Origin of the sequence: Bartonella sp. CE47NXGY, assembly GCF_042195415.1 — a bacterium.
GTDB lineage: Bacteria > Pseudomonadota > Alphaproteobacteria > Rhizobiales > Rhizobiaceae > Bartonella.
Genome location: NZ_JBHIOI010000003.1, coordinates 55,278 through 72,309, shown reverse-complemented (window position 1 = coordinate 72,309; position 17,032 = coordinate 55,278). Strand labels below are relative to the sequence as shown.

Genomic DNA, 17,032 nt, shown 5'->3' with positions numbered 1-17,032 from the left:
GGAAAGCTCCCTTGATTCATTTCTCAACTTGTAAAGTAGCAGCATTAATAACATCAGGATTTTTTACAGATCCATTATTACTTGTCGTACCTTTTTTTATTTTATCAACAACATCCATCCCCTTTATAACCTCTCCAACAACCGTATACTGACCGTTTAAAAAAGCAGCATCCTCAAAACAAATGAAGAATTGAGAATTCGCGGAATCCGGATCTTGTGACCGTGCCATCCCAACTGTACCACGCTTAAACGGCTGTTTTGAAAACTCTGCCGGTATATTGGGATAATTTGAGCCACCCATACCAACGCGTTTCAGATCAAAATCTCTACTGCCTTTTTTTCCAAATTCTACATCACCAGTTTGCGCCATGAAATTAGGAATAACGCGATGAAACACAACATTATTATAGGCCCCCTCCTCTGTTAATCTTTTGATTTGCGCAATATGTTTTGGCGCCAAGTCAGGACGCAGACGAATAATGACATCACCATCTTTGAGAGATAAAATAAGAAGATTTGCGTCATTTGCTGGGCTAGAATTACCAGCGACAGCGAACAATGAAAAAAAACAAAACACACATATCAAAACAGCAAAAATTCTACGAGACACACTTATTCTCCCCTAAAAGATTGGTATTTCGAGCTTAAAGCTTGTGCAACATTGGGCGGTACAAATGGTGTCACATCACCTCCCATAGAGGCAATTTGGCGTACCAATGTAGAAGTTATCGCGCGCCCAGAAACACTTGCCGGCAAAAAAACAGTTTGCAATTCAGGAGCCATAACACCATTCATTCCTGCCATTTGCATTTCATAATCAAGATCAGTACCATCACGCAATCCACGAATGAGAAATGAAGCACCAACTTCACGCGCCTTCTCAATGAGAAGGTTGCTAAATGAAAGAACCTGCAATCGATTAGAATCTGCACCAAATAAGTCTTTCCCTACCTGCGTAATGAAATCAACACGCTCTTCGAAGCTAAAGAGTGTTTTTTTGTCAGCCTGTATCCCTATAGCGACGACCACCTTATCAGCTAACACAAAACACCCTTTCAAAACATCAAGATGACCATTTGTAAGAGGATCAAAAGAACCCGCGTAAAGAGCAATTTTCATGACTTTACTCCTTCCTCTTAAAAATTATTTTTCTTCGCTCATATCAACTGTATCAGAATGCTTCTCACCTTCATCATCTAATGAACTCGTATCATCTTCAGGTTCAGAAATACGTTCAACCGATACGACTCTTTCACCTTTGGCTGTATTAAAAATTGTGACTCCCTTAGTTGAGCGCCCAGCAGTACGAATTCCCTCAACAGGGACACGAATAAGCTGCCCCCCATCTGATACCAACATAATTTGATCTTGCGCCTTCACCGGAAAAGCCGCTACTAATTTACCAATTTCAGCTGTTTTAGATGGATCTGTTGCGCGAATCCCCTTTCCGCCACGTCCCGAAATCCGGAACTCATAGGAAGAAGAACGTTTACCATAACCAAACTCACTCACTGTCAAAAGCATTTGTTCACGTGCATGAAGTTCTGCATAACGTTCATCTGTTAACTCTGTTTCAGCACCCCCATCTTCTTCATCAAAAGTTATAACATCTTCAACATCAGCATCTGCACCAGAAGCACGCCGTTCATTCATTACACGTTTAATATAAGCAGAACGCTCAATGGACGTCGCCTCGACATGCTCTAAAATTGTCATCGAAATGACTTTATCGCCTTTAGCTAAATTGATACCACGAACTCCCACAGAATTACGCCCAGCAAAGACCCGAACATCAACAACTGGAAAACGGATACATTGTCCTTTGGCTGTTGTTAGAACAACATCATCATGTTCTGTACAGGTTTCAACAGAAAGAATTTCATCTTCTTCATCAAGTTTCATCGCAATTTTACCATTACGATTAACCTGAACGAAATCTGATAATTTATTACGACGCACAGTTCCACGTGTTGTCGCAAACATAATATCTAATGCACTCCAGCTCGCTTCATCTTCAGGCAAAGGCATAATCGTTGTAATACGCTCACCTTGTTGTAAAGGAAGCATATTGATCAAAGCCCGCCCACGCGATTGGGGTGTCCCCAGCGGCAGCCGCCAAACTTTTTCCTTATAAACAATCCCACGTGATGAAAAGAAAAGAACCGGAGTATGCGTATTGGCAACAAACAACCGCGTTACAAAATCCTCATCCTTCGTGGACATACCAGAACGCCCCTTACCACCACGTCGCTGTGCACGATAGGTATTAAGAGGCACACGCTTAATATAGCCACTATGGCTTACCGTTACCACCATATCCTCTGGTGCGATCAGATCTTCACTCTCCATCTCAGCGCTACCAAAACCAAATACGGTACGTCGCGGCGTTGCAAATTCCTCACGAAGAGCACTCAACTCATCCTTAACAATAGACATAATGCGTACGCGTGATGCCAAGATCTCAAGATAGTCAGCGATATCCACGCCAATTTTATTCAATTCATCAGCGATTTCATCACGCCCAAGGGCTGTCAATCGTTGCAAACGCAATTCTAAAATAGCACGCGCCTGTTCTTCAGAGAGGTTATAAGTACCATCCTCATGAATAATATGACGAGGATCATCAATAAGTTTAATCAAAGGCGCGACATCCATCGCTGGCCAGCGTCGCTCCATTAACTGTGCACGTGCTGTCTGCGGATCAGGAGCTTTGCGAATAAGCGCTATAATTTCATCAATATTGGCAACAGCAAGGGCAAGGCCAACCAAAACATGTGCTCGCTCACGCGCTTTACGCAAAAGATATTTTGTTCGCCGACTGACAACTTCTTCCCGAAAAGAAACAAATGCACGAAGCATATCAAGCAACGTCATCTGTTCGGGTTTTCCCCCATTCAAAGCAACCATATTACAACCAAAGGAAGTTTGTAGCGGCGTATACCGATATAATTGGTTTAAAACAACTTCCGCAACAACATCTTTCTTCAGCTCAATAACAACCCGATATCCATCACGATCAGATTCGTCACGCAAATCAGAGATTCCCTCAATGCGTTTATCGCGCACCAATTCAGCCATTTTCTCAATCATTGTTGCCTTATTAACTTGATAAGGGATCTCACTCACAATAATTGCTTGTCGACCACTGCGAATTTCTTCGATCTCAACTTTAGCACGCATAATGATTGAGCCACGCCCTGTTTCATAAGCTGCACGAACACCAGAGTGGCCAAGGATAATACCCCCTGTAGGAAAATCCGGACCAGGAATAATTTCAATTATTTTATCGAGTGTGATATCGGGATTATCAATCAAAGCGATACAACCATCAACGACTTCACCAAGATTATGGGGAGGAATATTGGTTGCCATTCCCACAGCAATTCCCCCTGACCCATTAACCAAAAGATTGGGAAAACGCGCTGGTAAGACAACCGGTTCACGCTCACGCCCATCGTAATTATCCTGAAAATCAACAGTATCTTTATCAATATCAGCTAAAAGTTCTTCTGAAACTTTTTCTAAACGACACTCAGTATAGCGCATAGCCGCGGGTGGATCACCATCAACGGAACCAAAATTTCCCTGACCATCAATTAATGGATTTCTTAAAGAAAAGTCCTGCGCCATACGCACTAATGCATCGTAAATTGAAGCATCACCATGGGGATGAAATTTCCCCATAACCTCACCAACAACACCAGCAGATTTACGATACGACTTATTGAAAGAAAGCCCCATCTCATTCATAGCATGAAGGATACGTCGATGAACAGGCTTAAGACCATCACGGACATCAGGGAGTGCACGTGAAACAATCACGCTCATCGCATAATCGAGATAGGAGCGTTGCATTTCATCAATAATACTGATTGGTTCAATACCGGTTAGCACATCACGTTCTGGGTGTGGAGTAAGATCGGTCACAATTTCAAAACTTTCAAAAAAGAATCATTTCACTTTATTTATAGCGAAAAATACACAAAAATGCTAATTTCTCTCCCATGACAAAAAAGAAATTTAACAATATTTTTCAAGATGTTATTAATTTATATTTTAAATTACCAATAATAATTAACAATTTTCACTTCGCTAAACTTCAAAAATCTGAAACAAGCAAACCATAAAATGATCATAATACTGCAATTTAAAGACTCTTAAAAAGGGACGTCATCATCTAATTTGTGTGAAAAACTTTCTCCCAATTGATTATTATTTTGACCAAAAGCATTTCTCTGATTTGAGTGACTATCGGCAAAGCCACCACTATAACTCCCCCCTTGACTTGCTCCTTGCTCCCCGCTCGCAGCTCCCCGCCCATCAAGCATTTGTAATTCGCCACGGTACTTTTGCAAAACAATCTCTGTTGTATAACGGTCATTTCCATTTTGATCTTGCCATTTTCGTGTCTGTAACTGCCCCTCAATATAAATTTTGCTGCCCTTTTTTAAATATTGCTCTGCAACTTTGACAAGGTTTTCATTAAAAATAACAATACTATGCCACTCAGTGCGTTCTTTTCGCTCATTTGTATTCCGATCGCGCCAACTTTCTGAAGTAGCAATACGCAGATTTGCCACTTGATCACCAGAATTCAAACGGCGGATTTCAGGATCCGCACCAAGATTACCAATCAAAATAACTTTATTAAGGCTACCAGCCATCGCATAAACTCCAAAATTTTAATTTGTAAAATACTCTGTTCTATAACAGTTATAACCATCTTGACCTTCAATTTACATGTCGCAATTGACTATCAATATGGGTATTGCTATCCTTTACCAATATTGTATTCAGTGTAATTATAACAAAAGATGATAAAAACGCATAGTTTATTCGACCACGAGAGAATAAAAAGCTGCTCATTTGTATTTTTTTCACAAAACTTATACCTTCCTTTTGCATTAAAGCAGTTAAACACATTATAATTCTAAAAAAACAGTTTTATTCCATTTTAGGTGCTCAATTTTTGCCACATATGCCAAGGATAAAGTATGACTCATCAAAAATATATCTCCATTCGCGGTGCACGTGAGCATAACCTTAAAAATATTGATCTCGATCTGCCTCGTGATAAACTCATTGTTATAACAGGACTTTCTGGATCAGGGAAATCATCCTTAGCGTTTGATACAATTTACGCTGAAGGACAACGCCGCTATGTCGAAAGCCTTTCAGCCTATGCACGCCAATTTTTGGAAGTCATGCAAAAACCCGATGTCGACCGCATAGACGGTCTCTCTCCAGCTATCTCCATTGAACAAAAAACAACCAGTCGCAACCCTCGTTCAACGGTAGGTACCGTTACTGAAATCCACGATTACATGCGTCTTCTCTTTGCACGTATTGGTATTCCTCATTCTCCTGCAACAGGACTTCCTATTGAAAGCCAGACAGTAAGCCAAATGGTGGATCAAATTATGGCCTTACCAGAAGGAACGCGAATTTTTATTATGGCACCCTTAGTGCGAGGACGAAAGGGAGAATATAAAAAAGAGCTAACAGAACTTTTAAAAAGAGGATTTCAACGCGCTAAAGTTGATGGAAAATTCTATGAAATCGCTGATATTCCACCTCTTGATAAAAAATATAAACACGACATCGATGTCGTGGTAGACCGCATTGTTGTACAGAAGGATATCACCTCTCGCTTGGCTGATAGTATAGAAACCTGTTTACAGCTAGCAAATGGGCTTGCCATAGCTGAAATGGCAGACCACCCCTTAGCACAAAAAGAAACGACAAAGGAATCTGCTCATAAATCAAAAAATGATACACACAAACGGCTCATTTTTTCAGAAAAGTTTTCCTGCCCTGTATCGGGTTTTTCTATTCCTGAAATTGAACCACGCCTTTTTTCGTTCAATAATCCTTTTGGCGCCTGTCCTCTCTGCGATGGACTGGGCATAAAAAAAGCAATGGATCCACTGAAAATTGTGCCCAATAAAAATCTTACCCTCAAGAATGGCGCCATTGCCCCTTGGGCTAAGTCAGATTCACTTTACTATAAACAAACCTTAGAAGCATTAGGAAAAGCTTACGGTTTCAAACTCACAGATCAATGGTGTGAACTCTCTAATGAAGCACAACAGGCTATTCTCTACGGTACAAAAAGAGATGAAATTTCTTTTATCTATAAAAATAATTCTGGTTCGCATAAAACGACCCAACCCTTTGAAGGAATCATCCCTAATATGGAGAGACGCTGGAAAGAAACCGATTCTGCTTGGTCTCGAGAAGAAATCGAACGTTATATGTCTTCTTCGCCCTGCCCAGCTTGTCACGGTTATCGTTTAAAACCAGAGGCACTTGCTGTAAAAATAAACGGAATGCATATTGGGCAAATATCAGATCTTTCTATTCTAAAGGCAGATGATTGGTTTGCCAATGTTCATCAATATCTCACAAAAAAACAACGTAATATCGCCGTACGTATTTTAAAAGAAATTCGTGAACGCTTGGCTTTTTTAAATCATGTAGGATTGGAATATCTTACCTTGTCTCGAAATTCAGGAACGCTTTCAGGGGGAGAAAGCCAACGCATTCGGTTGGCATCCCAAATTGGTTCTGGTCTTACAGGCGTTCTTTATATTTTAGATGAACCATCTATCGGTTTACACCAACGCGATAATGAACGCCTGTTGGAAATGCTGCGCCATTTGCGTAATCTTGGCAATACAGTTATTGTTGTTGAACATGATGAAGATGCTATTCTCACAGCAGACTATGTTGTCGATATGGGGCCTGCCGCAGGCGTTCATGGTGGAGAAATCATAGCGCAAGGAACACCGCAGGAAATTATAGAAAATTCAGCCTCTCTCACAGGCCAATACCTTTCAGGAAAAATGGCTGTTAAAATGCCGACAGAGCGACGCAAAATATCAAAAACGAAAACACTTAAAATCATCGGCGCCAAAGGCAATAACCTCAAAAATATCAATGCGAATATTCCTCTTGGAACCTTCACATGCATAACTGGTGTTTCTGGAGGAGGAAAATCAACATTTCTTATTGAAACGCTTTTCAAAGCAGCATCACATCATATCATGGGCTCTCATCACAGCCCTGCCAGCTATGACAAAATTGAAGGATTAGAATTTCTTGATAAAGTCATCGATATCAACCAGTCTCCTATTGGACGCACCCCACGCTCTAATCCCGCAACCTATACAGGTGCTTTTACACCGATTCGTGAGTGGTTTGCCGATCTTCCAGAATCAAAAGCCCGCGGTTACAAAGCTGGGCGTTTTTCATTTAATGTTAAAGGAGGACGGTGCGAAGCATGTCAAGGTGATGGAGTCATCAAAATTGAAATGCACTTTTTACCTGATGTCTATGTTACTTGCGATGTCTGTAAAGGAAAACGCTATAACCGAGAAACACTAGAAATAAAATTCAAAGGACAGTCTATAGCCGATATTTTGGATATGACAATTGAAAAGGCAGAGGAATTTTTCCAAGCTATTCCCGCTATTCATAATAAAATGGAAACTCTCATTAAAGTAGGATTGGGTTACATAAAAGTAGGACAGCAAGCAACCACACTTTCTGGTGGGGAAGCACAACGTGTAAAACTTGCGAAAGAACTTTCTCGTAAAACAACGGGACGTACACTCTATATTTTGGATGAACCGACAACAGGTTTACATTTTCATGATATTTCCAAACTTCTTGAAGTGCTTCACGAACTAGTCGAGCAAGGCAACACAGTTATAGTCATTGAACATAACCTTGATGTTATAAAGACAGCCGACTGGATTATTGATTTAGGACCAGAAGGTGGAGATCGCGGTGGTGAAATTGTTGCAATTGGACGCCCTGAAGACATCATTAAGGTTCCCGCTTCCTATACGGGAAAATTTCTAAAACATGTTTTACTGCGCCCATCTCTCTATAATTCCAATTCTTAGAAACGCTTTCTATTGTAAAATACAGCATACTAACAAAGCCTGTACTTTTATTATTACCTGTAAACCAACACCTAATTCCAGTGGTGCAACACGTTTGAAGCAAAGACTAAAAACAATTTAGCGCTTTATAAGCTGTTTCAGTTGTCGTATTGCCAAATAGGAACGCGCACATAATTGCGTATTTATTCTCTGTTTTGTTTATACCTGAAACGACCAGACAACCTAAACTGGGAAGAATATGAAGTTTTAAGGGTATAAATAAATTTCTATATTTCCATTTCCTTTTAATTTATCTTTATGATTTTCCAAGGCATCCACAGCAATATCTTATAATGAAGATTGCCATTGCTTCACACTTTTATTTATCGCGTTCCTTAATGAAGATCACATTCCTCACGAAGGAACAAAACGCCCCAAACGGAATATATTTGCGTTGCCAATTCCCACATCTGTTTTAAAGAAACATTTCTCAATGCTCTCAAGCCCATTTCACAACGGCTCCTATGAATGCTATAATGATAAACTCATTATTATACACCACCATCTTTACATTTATGAATCGGCATCATCACACTCTTTTCCAATATTTGTCTTCCCTACTCCCTAATATTGTAAAGCCTTTAATTATCGAAAGCTTTCATAAAAAGCATTTTATTTCTTTTTTCAAATGTTGTTATCCACACACTCATAACTATTTATGATATATAAAAGTATCGTTTTGATTGATTGACGATAAAAAGATCTAAAATGAGAAAATCTTACGCTATTAGAGTTTCTCATTCAATGTGGAGAGCGTCTAATTATCCTTATAAGTCAAGATATTATCTAATAAAAAAGAAACAAAACTCTTTTATTATATTATTTGAATTCTGTATAAGAATTGTAAGTTTTTTTCCCAAAAAACAGTATTTGGCTGTATTCTACAAAAGAAACTCTCCTAACAGAGCATAGAGTGTCATTATTTTCGACTTTTTGTGCACAAAGTATCTGTTGGACATCTTACAGTTGTCAATATAATGTGATGCAGTCTAAAAAGACAAAATAACGTTGGAGATAATTTCAGCATGAAAAAAATTGAAGCCATTATAAAACCTTTCAAACTTGATGAAGTGAAAGAAGCGCTTCAAAAAATTGGGTTACATGGTATTACAGTAACAGAAGCGAAAGGTTTTGGTCGTCAAAGGGAACATACAGAACTTTATCGTGGTACGAAATATGTTGTTGACTTTCTACCTAAAGTAAAGATTGAAATTGTTGTGTCCGATGAAAAACTGGAACAAACTGTTGATGCAATACGTAAAGCAGCTCAAACCAAACATATAGGGGATGGAAAGATATTTGTCTTTTCCATTGATGATGCAATTCGTATAGGCACAGACGAAACCGGTATCGATGCCCTTTAATAAATAACAGGAAAATTCACTTTTTTATCCACCTCAACGCCATATTAAGGAAATTGAATATGACAACCGCATCAGATATTATCAAACAGATTACAGACAACGAAATCCGTTTTGTTGATTTACGTTTTACTGATCCACGAGGAAAATTGCATCACATTACAATGGATATCGCAGAGATCAGCGAGGATACTTTTAGTGATGGTGTCATGTTTGATGGTTCTTCAATTGCTGGTTGGAAAACAATTAATGAATCTGACATGGTTTTAATGCCAGATCCAGCAACAGCACATATTGATCCTTTTTTTGCTCAATCTACTTTGGTCATATTTTGTGATGTACTTGATCCTGTCTCTGGTGAGTTTTATCGTAGAGATCCTCGTTCTATCGCCAAAAGGGCTGAGGTGTATATGAAATCTTTAAACATTGGAGATACAATCAATGTGGGTCCAGAAGCAGAGTTTTTTATCTTTGATGATGTGCGCTATAAAACGGACCCTTACAACACAGGGTTTAAACTCGATTCAAGTGAACTTCCCTCTAATGATGATACGGAATATGAAACAGGAAATCTAGGGCATCGCCCACGAATAAAGGGAGGCTACCTTCCTGTTCCGCCGATTGATTCCTGCCAAGATATGCGTTCTGAAATGCTCACAGCACTCAAAGATATGGGTGTACAGGTCGAAAAACACCATCACGAAGTAGCAGCGGGCCAACATGAATTGGGTATTCGTTTTGATACACTTGTTCGCGAGGCTGACAAGATGCAAATTTTTAAATATGTTGTACATCAAATAGCAAACAGTTATGGGAAAACAGCAACCTTCATGCCAAAACCAGTTTTTGGTGATAACGGCTCTGGAATGCATGTCCACATTTCCATTTGGAAAGATGGCAAACCCATTTTTGCAGGAAATGAATATGCTGGACTATCAGAAACCTGTCTGTTTTTTATCGGTGGTGTTATTAAGCACGCAAAAGCAATAAATGCTTTTACCAACCCATCCACAAACTCCTATAAACGTTTGGTTCCTGGTTATGAAGCTCCTGTTCTTCTTGCCTATTCAGCACGTAATCGTTCTGCATCTTGCCGTATTCCTATGAGCTCCTCACCAAATTCAAAACGCGTAGAAGTTCGTTTTCCAGACCCAACAGCAAATCCCTATTTGGCATTTGCAGCCCTTTTAATGGCTGGTCTTGACGGTATCAAAAACAAAATTCATCCCGGACATGCTATGGATAAAGATCTTTATGATCTTCCCTTAAAGGAACTTAAAGAAATCCCTACTGTTTCAGGAAGCCTGCGTGAAGCGCTTGAAGCACTTGACAAAGATCGTGGCTTTCTTAAAGCTGGCGACGTTTTTGATGATGATCAGATTAATTCCTTCATTCAAGTAAAGATGCAAGAAGTCTTGCGTTACGAAACAACACCCCATCCTGTTGAATTTGATATGTACTATTCTGTTTAAACAATCAATACGCATTCTTTTGATTTTTAAAATGGAGGCAAAAGCCTCCATTTTTGTGGATATTCGTCTCATGCAAAAGCGCAAGAGGCTTTTTGCTCATCCGCTTTTCCTTTATAATGTGTTGAATCTCTTCAAATGAATTAACAAAGGTTTCTAATGCCGCGAATTTGTTTTCTCGTTTCCGTTCTTTTATGCATTGTCTTTATCACATCAACAACTAAAGCACATACAATAACCAACCAAAAACTTACAACTCTTGAAAAAGCAACATCTGCTTATAGTAAAGCACTTAAAAATGCCGATGCAAATGCCATCTTAAATGCTATTCCTCCCCAAGTCATCAACCGCTTAACCGCCAAAAAAAATCTTAATCAATCGCAATTTCTACAAATCATGAAAAGCCAAATAGAACGGTTGGCAGAAAGTTACAAGATTGAAACGATCAACATTGATCAAAAACAAAAACGTGAAGGTACCCTTGATAATGGTACCCCTTATTTTGTTATACCCGTGGAGCTTGTAACCACAACAAATGCTGGAAAAAAATGCTCTATTCAAACTGAAATTATTGCCCTACTTCACGATAACCAATGGTATTTTATCCGTGGTAATGACGAAGCGCTCTTAACCATAACCAATGAACTATTTCCTGGACTTGATAAAGTAAAAACCAATCCTCAAAAAGTCACAAAAATACTCTGAGCGAAAAGAATGCACGTAAATAAAAGATTTTCCCCTATAAACAAGTTGTAACAATTGTAGCAGCAGCATTAAATTCAACTTTTTTATGAGAACGGCGTGCTATTGTTTCTTTATCCGTTCCCCATTGCTCCATCATCCAATCTTCATCTAAATGGGCAATAGACCAAGCATGATCAGCATCAATGTTTCCCGCAGCAACAGCAAGAGCAATGAGAGCAGATCCCGTTAATGTTGTCATCATATGAAGTGCAGCAAGCATATAAGCAGACTCAACTCTACGTAAATAATTACTGACTGCTTGAAGTGCTTCTGGTGATTGTTCCACATGCATCAGCCCTTCTGTCAAATAAAACCTTGCACCTAGTTTTTTTTCAGCCCAATCTAATAAAGGATCCCATTGTTCAGATTGTTTTTGCACCAACTCTTTAGGTGTTTGTGCACGATAAAAGATCATATCACATGCAACGAAACGCAATAAATCTTCAAAAACCGCCTGCATATCATCAGCGATACCATCAATAACAGTATTAACCAAACGCGTCATCGGCATTTTTGCAGGATCAACAACGTGCTTTTGGTTCTCAAATTCCTGAGCAACATATTCAGCAAACACTTCTGTTGGCACATGAAAATGACGCCTTGCGGGCGTTTTTACAGGACGTTCATCCAACAAAATCGTAAAGCCGCCCTCCTCACAAGCGATCTTCACTTGCTTATAAAACCGTTTTGGGTGTGATTGGAATGAAAGATTTTGAACCTTTTGAACAGAACTCTTCTTATTCAATGGCATATCAACATGATCCAAAATCTCACGCATATTTGTTTACCTCTGATCTTTTCAAAAAAAAACGACTGTTTCTTTAGGTTCTATAGCTTGAATAAGGTTTAATCTGACCTTCTTAACGATTCCAAAGAAGAAAAAAATCTTACCAATCTCAATCTGATTTAAGAGTTATATTTCATGTTTCTTTTACAAACAAGACAATGATGATTGCCTTTTATATATTTAATACAATCATAATAGTAAAACAATTTCTAAAAGTATTATCTTAATTAAGAAGTTAAATATATTGAGTTTTATGGCAAAGATGTTCACGCCTTACCAATTTGCTTATTATTCACCTATAATAGTATTATCAATATGAACAGATTCAAAAACGCTGCTCATCCAAAAAATGATAGAGCAGTGCGGTTTACGTATCATTTACCTTTGTTTAACCATTCCAATAATTCTCTAACATATCCAATAAATACCCTGCATAGAATTTTTCTGCTCAATTACTCCCCTAAAAGACGCTGTTTTACGGCATGATAGAATAATGAACAGACAAAATTATAATTGTAAATTTTCTTTCATATATACATTATTTTATAAAGCACTAAATTACTTAACGCATTGTTCTTGATATACTCTATCATATCACACTAATTTAAATTTAGTCGCATAATTAAAAGAATAGAGATTATGTAATCTGAAAATAATGCTTTTATCTATACACTTGGCCCTGCAGATACTAACTGTGCAGCAGCAACACAGTGGTGGCTTGACAATCACAATAAAAATATTTTGTCCACTGACTCGAGATCCCGTATTATCTTATACGCAACTCTTGAAGAAGCATTTAATGAACTTGCTCAAAAAAAAGATGCTTATCTCTTAAGTTGTGCTGCTTACCCTGATTTGCATACACTCACCGTTTAGGTGATATGCAATTATTTGACAGCTTTATCATGCCTACTCACTCTATGGTTTTAGCTAAACGCAATAACATTGATGAAATTAAAACCGTAGCGCCTCATCCTGCCCCGCAAGCTCTGATAGCTCATCAATATGACAAAGTATTTGCCAACAGCAATGCTGATGCAGCCGTTCTTTGTAAGGCTGAAAAAGCCGATGCTTGTATCACAACATCGGTTGCGGCAAATCGCTATAGGCTGAGTATTGTCGAAAATTTTGGACAAGTGCCAATGGACTTTTTGCTCCACTCACTAAAGTCAACTCATCATGAAAAAATCTGAAGCGCTTCTTTCCATTGTTAACTTAGTTGACAAATTCCGTATGCGCCAAGAACGAAATGGGAGCATTAAGGAACCAACTTCAGCAGATAGTAATATGATTAATAAATTGATCACTCTGCTGAACCACCATGCTAATATTCTTGATGGATTATCTCCAAAACTTTTAGCGATCATTTCTGATGATCTTCTTCAGTGGATGATCAGCGGTTTAACGACCCCTCCTAAATTTGATAACACTTTGGCTGCTTTCAAAGCCCCATTACCAGATGCGCCCTTGTTTTCTTGGCTCCAATGCGTGCAACAAATGGACCTGATCCAGAAGGATTCCGGCTGGAATTAGTTACAGGATATCGTCATGAAACGGCCTATCTTGCTGACGCCTCAAAATATACAAATAATTATGTATCACCATTTCAATGTATAAAAATGGGAATAGCATCAAGAGGTTTTTTAGAAGGCAATTGCATTGTTCTATTCCCAGAATCTGTAGCAGCTGCTCAAAAAATTGATAAGCAAGCATTTGCTTTGTTTTTTTTCAGTAAATTCTTTGATATTTACAACAAGCAAACAATTGTGGAAGCTGAACGTTTACTCGGTCGAGATAGTAAATTCCTGTTCGGTCAATTGCATAGTCGTAACTTATCTAAAGAAGACATTTACGATGCTCGCTGTTTGTGGGGCTATTATCATGACTATGCACATCATACCGGACCGCGGCCATTGGATAAAAATCTGTATATAAAATTAAATTGGTTTACAGGTCTTCTAGAAGAAACTAAAGTTGATTTAATTACAGTGCGTATTATGCTACAAAATCATCCAAAATTTTGGAAAGAAATAACTGAATTTATCCTATTAGAACGTATATTTCGTTATCCAAAAGATTCTGATCAGCATATGACATTCGATGCTGGTACAGGGATCTTGCTTTTTGAAATATTGATGCGGAACAAAGCATTGATTGAAACAAATCAAGGTTATCTTCAATTTGATTTGGAGCGTCTTGAAAAAGTAATAATATTGATGATAGCAGATATAGAAGCACTTGAAGCATTAGATGATGACGCTTATTTGGCAGGAGCTAAAGATTATATCCAAAATAATCTTGGAAAACCACAGACCTCAAAGTCACGATTTAATTTTTCAACATCATCTTATGCACAGCGAGTGATTAGAGGATTAAATCATTGAGTTTTATAAAAGGACGGTTACTATTATTTACTTTTGCCATTCTAGCATTGTTTTCCATAAGTTGGTTATTATCTAAGAATTTGGTTAGCAATATACCCGTCATGCATGCAGTTGGACTTAGGTTGTTTGCCACCGCTGCCACCTTATGGCTGATTGCAATATTTCGTGAGAAAGCTGTTTTCAGATCCCTACCATTGCTTTCCATGATACCTTCTTTTTTAATTCTCTCAGTGTTAGGATTTTCGCTGTATTTTGTATGCAGCTTTGGTGCATTAAAATCGCTCAAAGCCAGTGATTTAACCATGGTGCTCGCTACTATTCCAGGAATTACTTATATATTAGGTGCATTGACAAATGTCCTTAAATTCTCATGGCTGAAGCTTAGTGGAGTGATAATTGTCAGTGTAGCAGCTGTAGTATTCAATATAAATAGTGGAGAAGGTGGATATTATAACCTGATAGGAGTAGTGCTTGCCTTAACAGCAGCACTTTCTTATTCTGCTTATGGCTTATTGTCTAAACGTTATCTTAAAAATCTACCTTTGCTCACCTCACTGGCTTGGATCACGACAATTTCTGTAGCATCATTTATGCCATTATTTATTTTTGATCCTGCCCCACTCTTCTATCTTAAGTTAGAAGATATATTTAAAATATTGATTTTAGGAACTGTTTGCTCGGCACCAGTTTACGTATTATATCAAAAAGTTTTAGCCGAAGGAGGCGTATTATACGCCAACACTATCGGCGTATTATCCCCTTTTGCAGTGATTGCATGTGAATGGATAATCGGCTCGAGCCCTTCTCTCAATATGATCAAAATAATTGCTATGATTGTAGTTGTTATAGGGATGACACTCTTATTTATAGATGCATCAAAGGTATCTACATGGCAACATAAACGCCATTCTCAAAACTCCAAATTTAATGAGGAAACAAAATGAAAAAACTCGCGTTAGTTTGCCAGCGCAATGCAAAATTACCATTTATATTTGAAGCAGCACAAGCAGCTAATATCGAATTAGTAATGATCTATGATACCGCTGAAAGCGTTCCCTCTCAACACCCCGCAGCAGTAACTTCAACTTGGCAACTTCCTGTTTTTGATAACCCAGAGGCAGCTCTAGACACTTTTGCAACGGAAGCAAAAGAACGCAATATTTCTGGGGTTATGACCCTTCGCGAAGAAGCCATCCTATGGACAGCTTTGGCTGCAAAAAAAATCAATACTCCAAGTATTGAACCAGAAGTAGCAGCATTAACCAGAAATAAATATCTCATGCGTCAAGCTTTCGCTAAAGCAGGCTTAAGAACACCAGGATTCTTTTATATAGATCATCCAGAAGACCTATCACAAACACAAGCCTTGGATTATCCACTCGTTATTAAACCCGTCTCTGGATGGGCAAGTACAGGCGTAATGTTAGCTAAAAATTCCGCCGAACTTCCTGATCTCATTAAAGCCGTATGGAATGTTCAGCATAAAGACATGGCACGTTTTAATGATAAAAATAAACCTGTAGGTTTAGTAGTAGAACAGTATTTGCCAGGAAAAGAGTTTGTCGTAGAATGCTTTGTTGATACAGCAGGTGTACACGTTCTGGCCATTGGAGACAAGGGACAGCCTGAGGGACCATGGTTTGAAGAAACAATTTATCGTCAACGCTGTGATATAGATGATCCTTTAATTATTGCTTTATGTGAGGCTGCATGCTCTGGAGTTAAAGCTCTTGGTATAAATATAGGTGCTGCCCATGTAGAGCTACGCCTAGATGCTCATAATTTACCTTATATCATTGAGATTGGCGCTCGTATAGGTGGATCGGGTGTCTCCCATTTTATTGTTGAGCAAAGTACAGGGATTTCATTTGCAAAACTATGTATGAATACCGCTTTAGCTGAAAAAAACTTAGACCTTCCCGATATACTTCCAGCTGAAAAAGTGGCGGCAAATTATATTATTCCTCTTCGTGGTCATGGACGGTTTTCTGGATTTTTAGGTCTCGATAAGGTTGCACAGCATCCTCAAACCGCCAGAACTATCATTTTCTTTGAAACCAATCATCTTTCACCACCTCCACCAGCATTTGGTGGATATCCTGGTTTTATTTTCTCTGTTCATAACTCAAACGAAGAAGCACGCAATTATCACAAATGGCTCGATGACACCTTAAGCATCATATGGCAAAACATTGATTTATAATGATAATTTATCTTTATTCATATTGAATAAGAACCCCGATATTGTAGGATTTTCTCATTTTAATCTGTTTATCAGATGGACAAATTTTTTAAAGCATTTGAGAAATGCTATAGCAGATAAAAATAAATCAACATG

Annotated in this window: 14 protein-coding genes; 9 read left to right on the top strand and 5 right to left on the bottom strand. The window is 38.5% G+C overall.

What is annotated here, in order from left to right; genetic code table 11:
- Nucleotides 1-16: 16 nt before the first annotated feature.
- The 4 genes from ACFIL3_RS02310 to ssb form a co-directional block, all read right to left on the bottom strand.
- Nucleotides 17-610 carry a peptidylprolyl isomerase gene (locus ACFIL3_RS02310; protein WP_375645830.1) on the bottom strand — a complete coding sequence of 198 codons (594 nt, stop codon included), beginning with the start codon at nucleotides 608-610 and terminating at the stop codon, nucleotides 17-19.
- 2 nt (nucleotides 611-612) lie between these two features.
- Nucleotides 613-1,119, bottom strand: a complete 507-nt coding sequence (coaD, locus tag ACFIL3_RS02305; protein WP_375611518.1) for a pantetheine-phosphate adenylyltransferase — start codon at nucleotides 1,117-1,119, stop codon at nucleotides 613-615.
- A gap of 24 nt (nucleotides 1,120-1,143) precedes the next feature.
- Complete coding sequence (gene gyrA, locus ACFIL3_RS02300) at nucleotides 1,144-3,927, bottom strand: DNA gyrase subunit A (protein ID WP_375629047.1); 2,784 nt, start codon at nucleotides 3,925-3,927, stop codon at nucleotides 1,144-1,146.
- Nucleotides 3,928-4,157: 230 nt separating this feature from the next.
- A complete protein-coding gene (ssb, locus tag ACFIL3_RS02295) occupies nucleotides 4,158-4,664 on the bottom strand; it encodes a single-stranded DNA-binding protein (RefSeq protein ID WP_375611516.1) in 507 nt (168 codons plus the stop codon).
- Between the two features lie 330 nt (nucleotides 4,665-4,994).
- Between ssb and uvrA the strand changes: the two genes are divergently transcribed.
- From uvrA to ACFIL3_RS02275, 4 genes are all read left to right on the top strand, one after another.
- Nucleotides 4,995-7,910: an excinuclease ABC subunit UvrA gene (gene uvrA / locus ACFIL3_RS02290; protein ID WP_375611515.1), complete on the top strand. Its 2,916-nt coding sequence runs from the start codon at nucleotides 4,995-4,997 to the stop codon at nucleotides 7,908-7,910.
- 1,064 nt (nucleotides 7,911-8,974) lie between these two features.
- The gene (locus ACFIL3_RS02285; protein ID WP_015856528.1) at nucleotides 8,975-9,313 is read left to right on the top strand and encodes a P-II family nitrogen regulator; all 339 of its coding nucleotides are present in this window, start codon (nucleotides 8,975-8,977) and stop codon (nucleotides 9,311-9,313) included.
- Nucleotides 9,314-9,372: 59 nt separating this feature from the next.
- Nucleotides 9,373-10,782, top strand: a complete 1,410-nt coding sequence (glnA, locus tag ACFIL3_RS02280; protein WP_375611514.1) for a type I glutamate--ammonia ligase — start codon at nucleotides 9,373-9,375, stop codon at nucleotides 10,780-10,782.
- Between the two features lie 156 nt (nucleotides 10,783-10,938).
- Complete coding sequence (locus ACFIL3_RS02275; protein ID WP_375611513.1) at nucleotides 10,939-11,484, top strand: hypothetical protein; 546 nt, start codon at nucleotides 10,939-10,941, stop codon at nucleotides 11,482-11,484.
- A 34-nt stretch (nucleotides 11,485-11,518) separates the two neighbouring features.
- Here the strand turns inward: ACFIL3_RS02275 and ACFIL3_RS02270 are convergent, their stop codons facing one another.
- Nucleotides 11,519-12,301 carry an ATP12 family chaperone protein gene (locus ACFIL3_RS02270; RefSeq protein ID WP_375668443.1) on the bottom strand — a complete coding sequence of 261 codons (783 nt, stop codon included), beginning with the start codon at nucleotides 12,299-12,301 and terminating at the stop codon, nucleotides 11,519-11,521.
- Between the two features lie 890 nt (nucleotides 12,302-13,191).
- Between ACFIL3_RS02270 and ACFIL3_RS02265 the strand changes: the two genes are divergently transcribed.
- Genes ACFIL3_RS02265 through ACFIL3_RS02245 form a run of 5 tightly spaced genes read left to right on the top strand, consistent with a single transcriptional unit; the run spans nucleotide 13,192 to nucleotide 16,897 of the window.
- Nucleotides 13,192-13,503 (top strand): prephenate dehydratase domain-containing protein, encoded by a 312-nt coding sequence (locus ACFIL3_RS02265; protein WP_375668442.1) that lies wholly within the window; start codon nucleotides 13,192-13,194, stop codon nucleotides 13,501-13,503.
- A complete protein-coding gene (locus ACFIL3_RS02260; RefSeq protein ID WP_375668441.1) occupies nucleotides 13,490-13,843 on the top strand; it encodes a hypothetical protein in 354 nt (117 codons plus the stop codon). The genes ACFIL3_RS02265 and ACFIL3_RS02260 overlap by 14 nt, the downstream gene beginning before the upstream one ends.
- A complete protein-coding gene (locus ACFIL3_RS02255) occupies nucleotides 13,795-14,694 on the top strand; it encodes a DUF6421 family protein (protein ID WP_375681397.1) in 900 nt (299 codons plus the stop codon). The genes ACFIL3_RS02260 and ACFIL3_RS02255 overlap by 49 nt, the downstream gene beginning before the upstream one ends.
- The gene (locus ACFIL3_RS02250) at nucleotides 14,691-15,638 is read left to right on the top strand and encodes a DMT family transporter (RefSeq protein WP_375681395.1); all 948 of its coding nucleotides are present in this window, start codon (nucleotides 14,691-14,693) and stop codon (nucleotides 15,636-15,638) included. Before ACFIL3_RS02255 ends, ACFIL3_RS02250 begins: the two co-directional genes overlap by 4 nt.
- Nucleotides 15,635-16,897, top strand: a complete 1,263-nt coding sequence (locus ACFIL3_RS02245; RefSeq protein ID WP_375681394.1) for an acetyl-CoA carboxylase biotin carboxylase subunit family protein — start codon at nucleotides 15,635-15,637, stop codon at nucleotides 16,895-16,897. The genes ACFIL3_RS02250 and ACFIL3_RS02245 overlap by 4 nt, the downstream gene beginning before the upstream one ends.
- Nucleotides 16,898-17,032: the final 135 nt, after the last annotated feature.